General features: G+C 33.4%; 14 protein-coding genes, 2 pseudogenes and 1 other annotated feature. Of the genes and pseudogenes, 5 read left to right on the plus strand and 11 right to left on the minus strand.

Annotated elements, in window-relative coordinates:
* Positions 1-3: 3 nt before the first annotated feature.
* Positions 4-239, minus strand: a binding site (T-box leader).
* A gap of 107 nt (positions 240-346) precedes the next feature.
* Entirely contained in the window at positions 347-3,829 is a 3,483-nt protein-coding gene (locus tag ACX9TM_RS14750; RefSeq protein WP_100650505.1) for a DUF4020 domain-containing protein, read from the minus strand.
* Positions 3,830-4,010: 181 nt separating this feature from the next.
* Here ACX9TM_RS14750 and ACX9TM_RS14755 point away from each other — a divergent pair, with 181 nt between their 5' ends.
* Complete coding sequence (locus ACX9TM_RS14755) at positions 4,011-4,448, plus strand: YndM family protein (protein WP_000997702.1); 438 nt, start codon at positions 4,011-4,013, stop codon at positions 4,446-4,448.
* Positions 4,449-4,598: 150 nt separating this feature from the next.
* Here the strand turns inward: ACX9TM_RS14755 and ACX9TM_RS14760 are convergent, their stop codons facing one another.
* The 4 genes and pseudogenes from ACX9TM_RS14760 to ACX9TM_RS14775 all read right to left on the minus strand — a co-directional run bounded on the left by ACX9TM_RS14760 (position 4,599) and on the right by ACX9TM_RS14775 (position 6,171).
* Positions 4,599-5,129, minus strand: coding sequence for a cysteine hydrolase family protein (locus ACX9TM_RS14760; RefSeq protein WP_000709538.1), 531 nt, complete (start codon positions 5,127-5,129; stop codon positions 4,599-4,601).
* A gap of 34 nt (positions 5,130-5,163) precedes the next feature.
* Positions 5,164-5,700: a GNAT family N-acetyltransferase gene (locus ACX9TM_RS14765; RefSeq protein ID WP_065382445.1), complete on the minus strand. Its 537-nt coding sequence runs from the start codon at positions 5,698-5,700 to the stop codon at positions 5,164-5,166.
* A 12-nt stretch (positions 5,701-5,712) separates the two neighbouring features.
* Positions 5,713-5,931: pseudogene (locus ACX9TM_RS14770) on the minus strand (YfzA family protein); the annotation flags it as partial.
* Positions 5,932-6,069: 138 nt separating this feature from the next.
* The gene (locus tag ACX9TM_RS14775; protein WP_000502345.1) at positions 6,070-6,171 is read right to left on the minus strand and encodes a YfzA family protein; all 102 of its coding nucleotides are present in this window, start codon (positions 6,169-6,171) and stop codon (positions 6,070-6,072) included.
* Positions 6,172-6,272: 101 nt separating this feature from the next.
* Here ACX9TM_RS14775 and ACX9TM_RS14780 point away from each other — a divergent pair, with 101 nt between their 5' ends.
* Positions 6,273-6,797: a kinase gene (locus ACX9TM_RS14780; RefSeq protein WP_000070150.1), complete on the plus strand. Its 525-nt coding sequence runs from the start codon at positions 6,273-6,275 to the stop codon at positions 6,795-6,797.
* Positions 6,798-6,815: 18 nt separating this feature from the next.
* On the opposite strand, the pseudogene ACX9TM_RS14785 reads toward ACX9TM_RS14780, so the two are convergent.
* From ACX9TM_RS14785 to ACX9TM_RS14795, 3 genes and pseudogenes are all read right to left on the minus strand, one after another.
* Positions 6,816-7,151, minus strand: a pseudogene (locus ACX9TM_RS14785) (hypothetical protein); the annotation flags it as partial.
* Between the two features lie 110 nt (positions 7,152-7,261).
* Positions 7,262-8,863, minus strand: coding sequence for a cell wall-binding protein EntB (entB, locus tag ACX9TM_RS14790; RefSeq protein ID WP_077393156.1), 1,602 nt, complete (start codon positions 8,861-8,863; stop codon positions 7,262-7,264).
* A 213-nt stretch (positions 8,864-9,076) separates the two neighbouring features.
* Entirely contained in the window at positions 9,077-9,568 is a 492-nt protein-coding gene (locus ACX9TM_RS14795) for a hypothetical protein (protein ID WP_001071241.1), read from the minus strand.
* A gap of 180 nt (positions 9,569-9,748) precedes the next feature.
* Here ACX9TM_RS14795 and ACX9TM_RS14800 point away from each other — a divergent pair, with 180 nt between their 5' ends.
* Positions 9,749-10,129 (plus strand): VOC family protein, encoded by a 381-nt coding sequence (locus ACX9TM_RS14800; RefSeq protein WP_000687534.1) that lies wholly within the window; start codon positions 9,749-9,751, stop codon positions 10,127-10,129.
* 58 nt (positions 10,130-10,187) lie between these two features.
* Positions 10,188-10,478: a BBE domain-containing protein gene (locus tag ACX9TM_RS14805; protein ID WP_002183659.1), complete on the plus strand. Its 291-nt coding sequence runs from the start codon at positions 10,188-10,190 to the stop codon at positions 10,476-10,478.
* 96 nt (positions 10,479-10,574) lie between these two features.
* Here ACX9TM_RS14805 and ACX9TM_RS14810 read toward each other — a convergent pair whose 3' ends face one another.
* From ACX9TM_RS14810 to ACX9TM_RS14820, 3 genes are all read right to left on the minus strand, one after another.
* Positions 10,575-12,122 (minus strand): MFS transporter, encoded by a 1,548-nt coding sequence (locus ACX9TM_RS14810; protein WP_065382475.1) that lies wholly within the window; start codon positions 12,120-12,122, stop codon positions 10,575-10,577.
* 20 nt (positions 12,123-12,142) lie between these two features.
* Positions 12,143-12,718 (minus strand): TetR/AcrR family transcriptional regulator, encoded by a 576-nt coding sequence (locus ACX9TM_RS14815; protein ID WP_000517411.1) that lies wholly within the window; start codon positions 12,716-12,718, stop codon positions 12,143-12,145.
* A gap of 134 nt (positions 12,719-12,852) precedes the next feature.
* The gene (locus ACX9TM_RS14820) at positions 12,853-13,899 is read right to left on the minus strand and encodes a DUF2332 domain-containing protein (RefSeq protein WP_000337440.1); all 1,047 of its coding nucleotides are present in this window, start codon (positions 13,897-13,899) and stop codon (positions 12,853-12,855) included.
* A 380-nt stretch (positions 13,900-14,279) separates the two neighbouring features.
* Here ACX9TM_RS14820 and ACX9TM_RS14825 point away from each other — a divergent pair, with 380 nt between their 5' ends.
* Positions 14,280-15,782 carry a malate:quinone oxidoreductase gene (locus tag ACX9TM_RS14825; RefSeq protein ID WP_000069138.1) on the plus strand — a complete coding sequence of 501 codons (1,503 nt, stop codon included), beginning with the start codon at positions 14,280-14,282 and terminating at the stop codon, positions 15,780-15,782.
* The last annotated feature ends 43 nt before the right edge of the window (positions 15,783-15,825 follow it).

The following is a 15,825-nucleotide window of genomic DNA, read 5'->3' on the forward strand; positions in this document are numbered from 1 at the left end:
ATCAGTAGGGACGATATTTATCGCGGTACCACCCTAGTTGTAGACTAACTTTCCGTCTACCTCTCTTCACTGTTAACGATCAATTGACCGCTTTTTCCTCATAAAGAAAAACTATCTTTATTACGAAAAAGATGCTCCAAGACTGTAATTCATGATTATCCCTGTACTGGTTCACACCAACCACCAGCTCTCTGTTACAGTAAGACTAACCACTACTGTGATCTCTTCATTGCACTTTGTTTATTCAAATGTTTTTGAAATTGAATAAGTATGATTCGTATTATAGAACGCTTTTCAAAACACTGTCAACAACTTTTTATATATTTTTTAAAATTCCACTTTCGTCCTATAATTCTTTTTGTAAATCACCCATTACAATTCCTATGCGAATTATTTCATTTTCTAGTAAATGTAAAACATATCCCTCTACTTCATACTGAACTAATAATTCTTTTATTTTTATGATTTCTTTTTCAAATAAAACGGCTTCGTGACATGTTTGTAGTAAAATAAAAAACACATTTGCAAATATTTCTTTATGCGCTTTCATACTTTCTTTTTTATGAAGCATTTCAATCAATAACTGCTTCATTTCCTCACCTGCACATTTACCATGTACACTTGAAAATGCACGAGACATAATACATAATCCTTTTTCTAATATTTCATCCATGTATAAAATAATACGTAAAAGCATTACATATTCTCTTGCAGTTATCTCACCCATTTTTGGTCGTTCTCGCAAAAATACACTGAGCCAAGCTGTCCAAAATTTTTGTTGTTCTTTTACACTTAATGTTTTGACGTAATAGCATAAAAACTGCATAAACTTAATTTTATTTTCTTCATTTTCTAGTATGAGTAACGGGTATAACCAATCTGTTTTTTGCTCCCAATATAGTACACATTTAATAAATACAAAGCTAAGCCATTTCAAGAAAGCTTCTCTCGTATGCGGATGTAATACTTCCAAATGTTCTATCGCATACTTAATAAATCGCTTCATTTCTGTAAATAAAGGTAGATTTATTTGCGTGTAACATAAGCCGGCCCATGCATATTCCGTAATCTCATTTTGTTTTTTTAAATCTAAGTATGGTAACAAATATTTTCGGCACCACTGTTTTTCAATATGATATAGGAATGTAATATCTGCTATTAAACGAGCAAACATAAAGTTTGTTCGTTCCGAATTAACTCTTACTTGTTCTTCAAATAAAAATAAATATTCATATACATTACGATCGTATAAATGATCATATGATAACAACTTTAATAATACAGCTGTCATTTTTCCAACTGGATGCTGAATTGATTCATTGTAAAAATCTTGTTTCCCAAGCTTAAAGTCTGTATCACTCTTCATAACTTGAGGAAACACTGAAAAAGCAAATCGTTTTACAACACGTATACTATTCTCTTCTAACTCTTCTAGTCGATTACTAATTTCATATAGAAAACTACTAATTAACCAATGAAAAGCAGTATTTCTAATAAATTTCTGCAATAGCGGAATAATTTTTTGGATTTGCTCATTCGTCAATCCCCGATTATTTCGCCATTCTCTAATACAAACAAACCATACTTCATTACTTATTTCTTGCACTCCTACTAATTGGTATGCAAATGAAATACTCCACTCTGTGTTTAATTTACATGCTTTTGATAACATCTCTAAAAAATGGCGTTGTTCAAAAACACCATCTTGCGAAAATTGCTGAACTTGCTTCATAATTTCAACATCTTTCAGCTGCAATAATCCGTCAGCAGTTACATTACAAGTAATGCTTTGCTCTGTATCCTCTTTCTTTTGTACACTGTATCGTTCAGAATGAAAATGAGGATGCTTTTGCTTCATTAACTCATACCCATTTGCCGTAGATGGGCTATTCGAATCACACTTGAATAATAAGTCTAATACGAGACATGCATCAAATACCCTCTCTTCTGTAAGATGCTTTATTACAGTTCGAGTGACTTCTTCTTTTGTTTTTTCTAAACAATGTGCATAATGCCTTTTTAAAAGTTGAAAAACTTCGTGTTTATAAGTGAAATCTAAAAGAAGCCCTTCATGTAACAACCATTTCATTTTGTCATCTACACGAACAAAAATATTTTTATTCATCGCATCAATTGCAATTCGCTTTTGAAGTACACTATTTGCTTCTATCATTTCTGTAATATAATAATCCGCTTTTTTCTCATTGTTTTCGCATAAATAAGTTAGACACTCTTTTACAATTCGTATTAAAAATGCAAGGTCATTTTGATGAAACTCTTTCTCTACATTTTCCTTATTTCTTTTTTTCAGTGCCGTTTGTCTTAACGACAACATTCTCAATTTTTCTAATCCAATCATCATAATTGGAACAGCATAATAAGCGATATATGGCCTCATCTTTTCGTTCCAAATTTGCTCCACATGAGAAAATGTAGATACTGGTAAGCGACTCGATTCCTCGAGTTCTATTGATTCTTGCGTATCATTTCCCCATTTCCTTACACGTTTCAACTTCAGTTTTCCGTCTAAAATAAAAGTTAGTAACAATAAGGCAATTTCTTTATGCTCAGGAAAAGAACATTTTTGCAGTAACTTAGAAATCTTTTCTATAGAGCTACTATCTTTTTCAGCTGTTTCTAATAAAAGGAGTGTCCACCTTGCAAACAACAACGGGTCCATCTTACTCTTCGTTTCGGTTAAGTAGTTACAAATTGTTCTCCATAATAACGGTGATATTTTAGAATAGTTTTTATAAATTAATTGAAATAATTCTTTCTGATGACTAAAAAGAAATTGTTCGACTAACCATTCTGCAAGTAATTCATCTACTTCATTATAGTTTGGCGTAAGCATAAACAAATTTTGTAATTTACCTTCTACTTCTAACCATTCGACCCATTCATAATCATGAGCAAATTCCACAAAGTAACGAACTGTTTCAATTTTTTTAATTGATTGCTTTATGTATGATAATTGTTCCTGTTCTACTGACGGGGGAACCGTTACAATATCCCGAATACGCATTCTTTTCGTAATATAATTATCACCCATTAATTCCGCCCAGCGTTTTACCGCTTTTACGAGAGATTGATGATTATTTACTTTATTCGGATACACAATTGGTCTTATCCCTAAATGTTCCCAGTGGTACGTATTTTCTCCTTGTGCGACAAAAGCAAATCGTCTTGTACTTGGTGGTAAACCAGTTGCTAAATATTTCATTACTGGGTCATTATGACTATATCCAACGAATAAAACGGTGTAATTTGAGAATAGATCAACTAAAAATCTTCTTGCCCACCCTTCTGTTAAGTAAGCCCTTCCAAAATCACCGTCTGTTAAAATTAAAGCCTCTTTCTCCTGTTCTACATTACCATGTATGTAAGCAAGACCTTTAAAAGCTCTCCCAGTCGGTAAAGCTGGAGCGTAATAAACATTGATATCTCTATTTATTTCTTTAATTGCAGTTGTAAAATGTTGATCAAAATTTGTTGTTACAATGCGGATATCTGTATCTAAAGGAAATAACCTTGGAATTGCATAATGCAATGGATTCGGTTTTGATTTCTCTATATGAACGAGATCTCTTGCGACTTGATGTACATCTTTTGTTTTCGCAATTTTACCAAGATAATAATCATGTGGCTCTGTTATTTCACGTTTTTCGACATATAACGTTTTTGCAATTTCATCAACTAAATCATCAAAATTCGGTAAGTTTGATTTCCCTTTCATAGAAACTCCCGCTCCAACAAATAACACTAACTTTCCTTGCTCAAGGTGATCAATTAACTCATCTGGAATTTCTACTTCTGAAGTAATCCACATTTTGGATTCCCCCTTACCTAAAAATGTCATACACTCTCATTTTACTATAACATTTTTTCATTGTTTTTATAATATTTAGACTAAATTCCGAACATGAAAAAGTTTTATGTAAATAAATCCGTTACAATGTATGAACTCCAGAATTTATTGAAAAACTATGTATAAATCGGAGGTGTAAATTTTGAATGATTTCACAGTAGTGCTTATCAAGTTTATATCGTGCATTATCGCATTTAGTATTGGGCTTGCTTTATTTTTCCCTGCAACGTTTGTTCAAATTATTTCATTCAGTCTCTTTGTTACAATCGTATCCTACATGTTCGTTGATAAAATTATTTTAAATCGAATTGGCAATACTGGTGCCATTATGTCGGATTTCTTATTAACATATTTAAGCGTATGGATTTTCGGTAATATTTTATTAGACAACTATATGCAAATTGCATGGGGCAGTATCCTTTCTGCCATCGTCTTCACTTTATCTGAAGTAATCGTTCATCGCTTCTCTAACTCTCATACAAGGCACAACAATGATAACATTCGTATTAATCGCCGCTTTGCATATGGTACAGAGTTTGCTGAAGAACAAAATATATTGGATAAAGATAAGAAAAAGTAACGTTTTAATGCAGGAGCGCCCTTTTTAATTATGTGGTGCTCCTTTTTTGTATTTTTTCATTATGGTACGTGAAATTATATAAGTGATTATTTCAAAATACCGACTTACTAACAATATTTGACGCTATTTTTTCTAATAAAAAACTGCCTCTTATTTAGAGGCAGCCACTTTTAAGTCTTTTACTGCAACAACATCCGCAAACGCTCCCAATACTGCGTTATGATGTTTCACAATATCTTCAGCACGTAACACTTCTGTATTAAATGTACTATGCGCATCACTCACTAACGTTACTTTATACCCTTCACTACATGCTCTGCGCGTTGTCGTATCTACACAATACTCTGTTTGCATTCCCGAAAGAATAACGTGTTCAATTTCTTTCTCTTGTAACACTTCGCTTAAGTTTGTATTATGGAATGAATCTGGAGTCGTCTTTTCAACTATATTATCTCCTTCTTGCGGAGCGATGGCCGCATGGATTCGCCATCCATCCGTACCTTTTTCTAACGGATGGTCTTTAGGACCGTTATGTTGGATATAAATAACTGGAATATCATTTGAACGACATTCCCTAATAAGCTCTTGCAATGTTTGTAAAAACTTTCCCCCATTATGTACTGGCATTCCAGCTGTATACATACCCGCTTGCACATCAATTACGATTAATGCTTTTTTCATTTCACACATCCCCCTTTATTTGTATAAGCCATTATTATTGTTTATATTCCATCATCCAACAATCTTCTAATTTCCCCTCATGCAACTCATGTTCCTTTAAAATCTTTACTTTTTTAAATCCACTTTTTTCATAACACTTTATTGCTCGTTCATTATTTACTTTCGGATCCATTGCAATTGCTTCTGCTCCCATTTCACCCATAATATATGTAATTGCTGCCTGAACGAGTTTTGTTCCAATTCCCTTTCCCCAATAGGCTGGTTCACCGATAAATTGGTCCATACCCCATACATTTTGCGATTCTTTATAGCCATATAACGCTTTCCACTCTGAATCCACTGGGTACATTTGTATGTAACCAATCGGAATGGTATCAAATTCTATTAAACATCTTTTTTCATTACTGTTTGGACTATGTATAAAATGATCAAGCACCTTTTCTACAGGTTGCGGATTATCTCGTCCTTCGTAATACCGCAGGACTGCTGGGTCCGTTAACCATTTAGAAATGATAGATGCATCATCTTCCATTACGTATCTAATCAATAAACCTTCTTTTTGAAAAAGCATATTATACCTCTATTATTTCTTTATATTTTTTCTTGCTGTTACATCTTTCATTGCACCTACTAATGCATATGGTAGTAATGTAATCACAAAAAATGCTGTAAATACGTTAAATTGCGGGATTGTATAGAGTGTGAACCATTCAGTGAAAAATTGAGAATTTAATATTCTATTAAAAAACTCTCCGCCTGGCCTAAAGTTTGGCGCCCACGCAGTGATTTCACACAAAATAAAGTGAAACTTTAATCAGTGGGGGTTTTGTTCATCCCCCACTGATTATTAGTTGAACCAATCGGGCTTTTACGGGCAGTTGATCCCCCCACCTAACTTCTTCGCTTTCGCTGAATTTTGAGGTGGGGGTCTTACTGCCCTTTAATGCGGGGTAAACAGTAACTGAACAATAAAAAATGCGCCTAGATAACGAAACCAAGTCCGTTTCCATATAGGTTGTGCATTTTTTAATATATCTCCCATCTTACCCCCTCCTTAAATATCCATCATATTAATTATACACTTTCCTCACTTTATTTGTTAAAATTTTCTATATAATTAATGCTGTTGGGGGGAAATACATTATGTCTAATCCTATACTTACATCCACTTTAATCATTCTTAGAGGAAACTCCTCAAGTGGTAAAACAACGATTGCAAAACAACTACAAGAACATTTCGGACAAGGAACACTTTTAGTATCACAGGATGTTGTACGTAGAGATATGCTTAGAGTACACGACACAATGGGTAATTTATCACATGATTTACTATTTGAAATTACGAAGTACGGAAAAGGAAAATGTGAATTTGTTATTTTAGAAGGTATATTGAACAGTCATAGGTATGGTGAGATGTTAAAAGAATTAATTCGTTATTTTGATGAAAATGCATTTGCATATTACTTTGATTTATCATTAGAGGAAACTATTAGACGACATAACACAAGAGACAAACGACATGAATTTGGTGAGGATTCCCTACAAAAATGGTATAATCCGCACGATACTATTAAGGTTGCCACAGAAACTATTTTTACAGATAACTTTACGCAAAAAGATATATTTGATGCAATTCTTAATGATGTTGCGATCGAAAAACAAGCCTAACATAATATGTTAGGCTTGTTATGTATTTTGTATTTCAGTTTTTATAATTAAACAATCTATACATAAATAATAGTATATATTCATTTCCCCAAACTGGAAATCAACTACTGAAATAAGTCCACGTTCCTCAATATCTTGAGTAATTGTAGCAACATATTTCATCTCTTTCGCACAAGTTGGACACGCCAAATCCTTTGGAAGATCATCATATAATGGTACGTCTAATAATCTACATACATATTCAGAACCGAACAAGTCAAAAGCTTCCCAGTAACTATCTTCATCTGTAGGTATATCTTCATTTTTCATATTTATAAGCTTTACCGTTGTTTTTGGTAATGAAGCTGGTAACTTAATTACAGATTTAGTAATAAGCCCTTTAAAAATCCTATTATCCTTCTACTAACAAAATAAAAGCCAGCCTCAATAAAGAGAACTGACTTCTATTTGGATAATTATTGTTATTATAAAATTTTCACTTTAACAGTTTGTCTTCCCCAATTCATAGCTTTACTTTTTGAACCCATTAAAACATCAATACGATTACCTTTAATTGCACTTCCAGTATCACCAGCGATCGCTTCTCCATAGCCTTCTACCCATACTTTAGATCCTAATGGGATTACTTTCGGGTCAACTGCGATAATTCTCATATTCGGATTTGCCGTTAAATCATGCCCCATCGCAGTTAAAACGCGTCCACCATATGTACCATTTTCACTTGGATCAGCAGTATACGCTGTCGCTACTACCGTTAATTCACGTTTAGCAGACTGTATGTTGTTTTTAGATGCTTCTTTCGCTCTCTCTTCTTCTTTAGCCTTTGCTATTTCTTGCGCTTTCTCTTCTTCTTTAGCTTTTGCTATTTCTCTTACTTTTTCTTCTTCTTTAGCCTTTGCTATTTCTTGCGCTTTTTCTTCTTCTTTAGCCTTTGCTATTTCTCTTACTCTCTCTTCCTCTTTAGCCTTTGCTATTTCTTGCGCTTTCTCTTCTTCTTTAGCTTTTGCTATTTCTCTTGCTTTCTCTTCTTCTTTAACTTTTGCTATTTCTCTTGCTTTCTCTTCTTCTTTAGCTTTTCCTATTTCTCTTGCTTTCTCTTCTTCTTTAGCTTTTGCTATTTCTCTTGCTTTCTCTTCTTCTTTAGCTTTTGCTATTTCTTGCGCTTTCTCTTCTTCTTTAGCTTTTGCTATTTCTCTTGCTTTCTCTTCTTCTTTAGCTTTTACTATTTCTCTTGCTTTCTCTTCTTCTTTAGCTTTTGCTATTTCTTGCGCTTTTTCTTCTTCTTTAGCCTTTGCTATTTCTTGCACTTTCTCTTCTTCTTTAACTTTTACTTCTTCTTTGATTTTTGCCTCTTCTTTAGGCTTTACTATTTCTTGCGCTTTTTCTTCTTCTTTAACTTTTACTTCTTCTTTGACTTTTGCCTCTTCTTTAGGTTTTACTATTTCTTGCGCTTTCAGTTCTTCTTTAACTTTTACTACTTTTGCCTCTTCTTTAGGCTTTACTATTTCTTGTGCTTTCGTTGTTTCTTTCGCTTTTGCTACTTTCTGCGTCTTTATTTCTTTCTTTTCTTTAACTGATTTTTGTACTTTCGCTACTTGCTTCGTTTTCTCTTCAGTTTTCTTTTCAGTTGGTGCTGTACTTGATAGGAAAGAAACGTTTGCATAAGCAGTTTTTCCTTTATACTCAAATTGCAGCCATCCGTCTTTTACTTGATGCGTTGATTCAATTACATCATCTTTTTTTAGTCTGCCAAGAATTTCTGAATCTGTGTTTGCTTCAGTACGTACATTTAACAAATTCGCCGTTACATGATATACATCTTTTGTAAACTCCGAACTTACAAACACTTCTTTACCATTCAACTCAATTTTTGACCAGCCATCTTCGGTATTTATGACTTTTAACTCTTGCCCATTCTTTACTTTTTCGACCACTTTTGATTCTGTAGTCGGTTTTTCACGTACGTTAAGTACATCTGCTGTTACGATTGTTTCTGCGGTAGCAGTTGTGGTAAACGCTCCTAATCCAAAAACAGTTGCTGTTGCTGCGCCAATTACTTTTTTCATATTAGCCTCCATTAAATTTTTTTGAATTTTATCAAATGCCTCCGTAAAATTGTATAATTTTACATAATATCAAAACATTTGCAACAGTATATTAATATTGTTTAATATACTGTTATTAAAACTCCTTACTCCAATACTATCAAATTCTCATTTCTAATTCTATATATTATAAATCTCCTTATCTTTTATAAAAGCTCCATGCCCTTCTTCACACTAAATAGTTGTGGCAATTCCCGCCAAAAATAAACTTACGATTGCTAAAATTTGAGTAGCGACAATAGCCCCTCTTAAATGAAACTTATAATCTTTATATCCTTTCATACCTTCCGTACTAGGAATCACAACAAACCTTGGAGTAATCCAGCAAAAAATTAGCCAATCAATTATAAGTAAATCTACTAAATTGAAAATCATTAAAATACCAAAAGTGTGTAAATAGGCATCCATATACATTAACTTTTCATGCTTATGTAGTATATATGTAGAAATGAAAGGAGTACCGAAAAGAATAGTATTATATACAATATTAAAATAAATGGTTTGCTTTTTTTCATGAATCGATTTTGGAAAAACTACTTTTTGAATATCTTTCGGATAATCAGTTAACGAAAGTCGAGGATTATAATATAAGGACCCTAAAATCATTACGGATAGTACAATAGACATGATGACACCAACGTACATCATTTGCTCAAATTGATTCATATGCTTCATTCACCCTTTTCTGTAATTACTATGATGGTCATTCACTTAATTACATATTGTATGTACGTACATAATCAAAAATTAACAACTAGCTTTAATAGCGAAGCAAAATTGTTGCAATGCAAATGCAAATTTAATACAGTGGAAGCCTAATTGATACAGATAGGATTGGTGAAACCTATGAAAATTGAACATATTGCAATTTGGGTAAATGACTTAGAATGTATGCGTGATTTTTATATGAAATACTTTAATGGTAAAGCAAACTCTTTATATCATAATAAAACGAAACAATTTGAATCTTATTTTATTACGTTCGAATCTGGAGCAAGACTTGAACTTATGCGTAAAAAAGGGATTGAAAATAAGCCTAATTTAAACATAACTGGCTATGCTCATATGGCTTTTTCTGTCGGTAGTGAAGAACGTGTGAATGAACTGACAAAGGTGATAAAAGATGCTGGTTATCCTTTATTAAATGGACCACGTTTTACTGGAGATGGCTATTATGAAAGTGTAATAGGCGATCCAGAAGGCAATCAAATAGAAATTACGATTTAACTTACCCTTTTCCACCACCTCCGTATTTTTCCACAGATTAGGCGGTGCTGTTGTTGAGGTGCCAAATGAGGCAACTGCTTACTTTTACCGAAAAGCACTATCAAACATGCCAATATTCGCTACTTGGGAACAGCCAGAAGGTTCTGGTGGAAGTATTCGATGGGTTGAAGACTTCCGCTTAGCAATGCTTCCATTTACAAAAGGTGTCTATGTTAATACTCCTGACCTATCCATTAAAAATTGGCCAGATGCATACTTCAGTTGCAACTTTGACCGATTAATGGAAGTAAAAGCGGAATACTTTGCGAAAAATGTCTTTAACTTTCCGCAAAGTATTCCGCTTTTTTAACTGTTTAAATATTTTTTCAAACTGCTAAATAAACATTCATTTTATATTGTTTATTTAGCAGTTTAGTATAAAGACTCTTTTGTTTACATAATAATATTAAGGATTATAAGATATTACTCTTTTACTTCTCTTTTTACTTATAATTACTCTTCCTATATTAAAAGCAAAAGCGATAAAAAAGATAATACTACCCATTAGAAACACTTCATTATAACTACGAATAATTCCTTGCTTATATTTCTCCTTTAGTTGTTTGTAAGTCTTGCTCTCCTCATCAGTTTTTAATACTATCTGTTGTTTTTTATTTATTGCTTGCAATACTTTTTCCCTTTCTAAATTTGACAAATCACTTTTTTTAATCACCGTCACTACTTCCCTATTTATCTTCTCTTTTTCAACTAACAACTGATGATTCAGAAACATCACCAGTATTGCTACCCCAACAATACTTCCAACTGTTCTAGAAATATTACATATACTTGCAGCAACACCTGACTTTTCAATCGGTACACTTAAAACTGCTGTTGTTGTATACGGTGCTAATGTGCACCCAGTTCCAATCCCAACGATTATTAATCGCCAAATATAATCCCATGTAGTAAAATTTGAATCTATTTGACTAAATAAATATGATGCTACGATAAATGTTAATAGCCCTATACTACCTACTAATGAGCTTCCCCGATTTGCTGCAATTGGTGTTACGATTACTGTAACAAGCATTGAAACAATCGCTAGTGTGCTAATTATTAAACCTGACTGTAATTCAGACATACCTTCTACTTGAACGAAATAAAAAGCAAGTATAAACAAAAAGTTCATTAATCCCATTCCAACAAAGAATAAAGAAAAATTCGAGATTGAAAACTCTTTATTTGTGAATAACTTTAATGGCAACATTGGATTTTCACTTTTCTTTTCAATGATAAAAAATAATATAAAACCTATGAGTGAGAGCATAAAAAGAAATATTAAGCCTATTGTGCTTAAATGGTTTATATTTACTTGTATGAGTGCATATACAAGTAAGCATAGTGCAGATGCTGAAGTAATCATACCTGCCCAATCTATTTTAGAGCTTGCAGCATGATCATAGGATTCCTTAATACAAAGAATCACGAAGATGAAAGATAATATACCAACTGGAACATTAATAAAAAACACCCAGCTCCAATTCAATTTGTCAGTTAAAATGCCTCCAAGTGAAGGGCCAATTGCCGCTGCTAATCCCCCAAAAGCTCCCATGATGCCTCCTATCATACCTTGTTTCTCTCTCGGTACTAAATTAAGACCTAGCGGCATAGCAACTGGTACGATAACTGCTGCGGAAATTCCTTGTATTATCCTAAAAGCTACTAATGTATGAAAAGAAGTGGCTATACCACACATAAACGAACTAATAGAAAATCCCAATAAACCAATAATATATAGCTTCTTGCGACCAAACTGATCCGCCAGACGTGCTGCAATTAATAAACACGATACAAAGGCAACATTATAAGTATTAGCAACCCAAGAAATTGTATCAATTGAAGTATGAAATGTCTTTGTCATTTCTGGTAATGTGATATTCACAATATTTGAATCTAAAATCGCCATAAAAAATCCTGCAATTAAAGCTATTAATGCAAATTTATTCCTCATTTCTGCCACCCTTATTCGTTTTATTGATTTAAAATGCCACTCACAAATAAACTTACACATGTCTCTATATACTCTTCTAATTGAATTTCTTCTTCCGATATACTTACATTCATAATGTATAAAAACAATTGTCCATAAAACATATTCGCTATCAAACGGTAATTACAGGTAGAAATGTGTCCCTTCTCACCAAGTTGCTTTAAATATTTTTCTAAGTGATTCACTAGATGTGAATTCAACTCATGTAGTAATGCTTTCATCTCACTATTTTGTCTTGATTCTATTAATGCAGCCCAAATATAATTTAGCTTTGGTAAATTGGTTTGAATATATGTTTCCGCCACTTTCGTAAGGTCCTTATGTAAATCACCAGTAAATTGCTCTTCTATTTCCTCTAGCAAAGCAACTGGTGTCGTCCGTAAAATAATACTCTCCCTAAAAAGATTTTCCTTATTTTTAAAATTACGGAATATCGTTAATTCGCTTACTCCTGCTTTTTCTGCCACTTCACGAATGGTTGTCGCTGTATACCCCTTTTCCCCGAATAATAAAGTAGCAGCTTCCATAACTTTTTCTCGTGCTGTTAATTTCCCCATCTATATTCCTCCATTCAATATGTAAGTAAGTAATTACTAACATATTATCACAAAAGAAAAATGAAAGTAACTAGTTACTTTCATTTTCTGGAATTTCATTATCTAATTTCTTGAAAATAAAAATTTCTCAAATATTAACAAATCGTCTCATTTCCAATCTTCCAGCTAAACCATCTCCCGTGCCCTTCTGTTTCTCCAACCGTTTCACGATATTCGTTTCCGTTAATATAATAATCAATATGAAGGTCACGATCCCACATGTTGTTATACAGGTGGAATACATCACGTTTTGCGCCAATTTCTTGTATTTGTTTTTCTAACTTATGTTTTACTTGTTCTGGTATTTGATTTGCAACATGTGTATGGAAAATACAAATAACAGCTTCTTCACTTATTTGTTCAATAATAGATGATAATAGCTCTACACCGTCTCCTTCTATTAATTGGACAGATTCATTTTTCACTAAAGATGCAGCTTGATCAAACATCTCAAGCCTTTCTTTATGTTCTGGCCAAATTAAAGCACGTAACCATAAATAATCTTCCTTATTATGTAAATCATTCACATGTAAGTCCAGTCCAATTCTTTCTACGACAGATGGGCTTTCTTTTAGAAAATGCGGCACATTCGTCCCTCTTATTTCAGAAGTTACATGCACATTTGAATTTATATTTCCGTACATTTCATCCGTCCCGTACGAATAACTATATTGGTCCCAGAACAGTTGCAACCCAGAACTTGTCCCAATTTCAATTAACGCTAACGGCTTCTTCACTTTGTTAAATATGTAGCAGAAACTTGGGTATAAGTATGCGCACCGTCTTACTTCATTTGTTTGAACGAGTTTCGTTTGTAACAAAGTAATGATTTCTTCTCGGTACTCTTTACAGAAATCTTTAAAATGATTAAAAGCTTTATCTAAATTTGTATCAGCATTTTCAACTAAACTACTATAATACGTTTTTAAATGATGTTCTTTCCCTGCTAGCAATAAATAATGTACTGCACCTAATAGTAAGTTTGGGACTGGTTGACCTACCTGAGCATAGGACGATAGTGTAAGTACTTCCTCATCTTCAGCAATTTTCATTGATAAATATTCATATAAATCACTTGACCCTTTACATTCCTTTATTGAAAAGTTTCGAAATAAGTTTGAAATTTGTTCTTTTGTACACACTAGAGTCCCTCCTTTTTATTTTTCAGAATAATCTTACCATTACAGAAAGAATAATTCCATAAAAAGGTACTCGATTTAGTCCCTTAAGGATACGTAAGCTTTTTCGAGATAATTTCAAACTGTAATTTTTTTCTATTTATCACCTTAAAAGAGCTTGTTAAATAAGATTTTTAGCGAATAAAACGTTAAATAGTTTAAAATTATCAGATAACACTAGATATTTTAGTCTATTAATTATTATAATAGAGTATGAGATGGTTATATAATTGAGACAAAAAAGGTATACACCTAGGTGGGGCCTAGGCGGTGTTTCTCTTTTACGGCTTAGACATAGAAAACACCTACACTTTTTTGCCAATATAGGGGATGGAGAGATTATCATGAGCAACATGCAGCAAAAAACAGACGTTATCTTAATTGGTGCAGGAATTATGAGTGCAACATTAGGCTCATTACTAAAAGAATTAGCACCAGAATGGGAAATTAAAGTTTTTGAAAAACTCGCAAGTGCCGGGGAAGAAAGCTCTAACGAATGGAATAATGCAGGTACAGGGCATTCTGCGCTATGCGAACTGAACTATACTTCCGAAAAAGCTGACGGATCTATAGATATTAGTAAGGCTGTAAAAGTGAATGAGCAATTCCAGCTTTCAAGACAATTTTGGGCATATCTTGTAAAGAGCAAATTAATTCGTAATCCACAAGATTTTATTATGCCACTACCTCATATGAGTTTAGTACAAGGGGAAAAAAATGTTGAGTTTCTAAAAAACCGTTTTGAAGCGCTTTCAAAAAATCCACTGTTTCAAGGAATGGAATTTTCTGATGCTCCTGAAACATTAAAAAAATGGCTTCCACTCATTATGGAAGGCCGCACATCTAATGAACCGATGGCGGCAACGAAGATTGACTCTGGAACAGATGTTAACTTCGGTGCATTAACACGTATGTTGTTTGATTACTTAAAAACAAAAAATGTCGAGCTAAACTACAAGCATAGTGTCGAAAATATTAAGCGCACGAAAAATGGTTTGTGGGAAGTAAAAGTACACGATATGAATAGTGGTAAAATTGAGCATCATACTGCTAAATTCGTCTTTATTGGCGGCGGTGGCGGTAGCCTACCTCTACTTCAAAAAACTGGTATCCCTGAATCAAAACATATTGGTGGATTCCCGGTAAGTGGACTATTTATGGTATGTAAAAACCAAAAAGTTGTAGAGCAACATCATGCGAAAGTGTACGGTAAAGCTAAGGTTGGTGCTCCGCCAATGTCTGTACCTCATCTAGATACGAGATATATAGACAATAAAAAAGCTTTACTGTTTGGACCATTCGCAGGCTTCTCACCTAAATTCTTAAAAACAGGTTCAAATCTTGACTTAATCGGTTCTGTAAAACCGAATAACGTCTTAACGATGTTAGCCGCTGGTGTAAAAGAAATGGGACTTACAAAATACTTAATTCAGCAAGTTATGTTATCACATGAAAAACGTATGGAAGAATTACGCGAATTCATTCCGAACGCGAAAAGTGAAGATTGGGATATTGTAGTTGCTGGGCAACGTGTACAAGTAATTAAAGATACTGATGCTGGTGGTAAAGGGACACTTCAATTTGGTACAGAAGTAGTAAGTGCAGCTGACGGCTCAATCGCCGCATTACTAGGCGCATCACCAGGTGCTTCTACTGCTGTTCACGTCATGCTTGAAGTATTAGAAAAATGTTTCCCAAGCCGCATGGTAGAATGGGAAGAAAAAATAAAAGAAATGATTCCTTCATATGGCATTTCACTAACTGAAAATCCAAGATTGTTCCAAGATCTTCACACTTCTACTGGTCGTACACTTGGATTAAACGAAAAAGAAACTGTTCATAATTAATGAAGAAATAAAAAAACGTCCGATATATTCGGACGTTTTTTTG

The organism is Bacillus sp. LH1 (genome assembly GCF_057924895.1).

Excerpts from the sequence above, each read along its gene's own strand:
- ACX9TM_RS14750 (WP_100650505.1), bottom strand. The coding sequence starts at position 3,829 with ATGTGGATTACTTCAGAAGTAGAAATTCCAGATGAGTTAATTGATCAC.
- ACX9TM_RS14760 (WP_000709538.1), bottom strand. The coding sequence starts at position 5,129 with ATGAAAAAAGCATTAATCGTAATTGATGTGCAAGCGGGTATGTATACA.
- ACX9TM_RS14765 (WP_065382445.1), bottom strand. The coding sequence starts at position 5,700 with ATGCTTTTTCAAAAAGAAGGTTTATTGATTAGATACGTAATGGAAGAT.
- ACX9TM_RS14775 (WP_000502345.1), bottom strand. The coding sequence starts at position 6,171 with ATGGGAGATATATTAAAAAATGCACAACCTATATGGAAACGGACTTGG.
- ACX9TM_RS14780 (WP_000070150.1), top strand. The coding sequence starts at position 6,273 with ATGTCTAATCCTATACTTACATCCACTTTAATCATTCTTAGAGGAAAC.
- entB (WP_077393156.1), bottom strand. The coding sequence starts at position 8,863 with ATGAAAAAAGTAATTGGCGCAGCAACAGCAACTGTTTTTGGATTAGGA.
- ACX9TM_RS14795 (WP_001071241.1), bottom strand. The coding sequence starts at position 9,568 with ATGAATCAATTTGAGCAAATGATGTACGTTGGTGTCATCATGTCTATT.
- ACX9TM_RS14800 (WP_000687534.1), top strand. The coding sequence starts at position 9,749 with ATGAAAATTGAACATATTGCAATTTGGGTAAATGACTTAGAATGTATG.
- ACX9TM_RS14810 (WP_065382475.1), bottom strand. The coding sequence starts at position 12,122 with ATGAGGAATAAATTTGCATTAATAGCTTTAATTGCAGGATTTTTTATG.
- ACX9TM_RS14815 (WP_000517411.1), bottom strand. The coding sequence starts at position 12,718 with ATGGGGAAATTAACAGCACGAGAAAAAGTTATGGAAGCTGCTACTTTA.
- ACX9TM_RS14825 (WP_000069138.1), top strand. The coding sequence starts at position 14,280 with ATGAGCAACATGCAGCAAAAAACAGACGTTATCTTAATTGGTGCAGGA.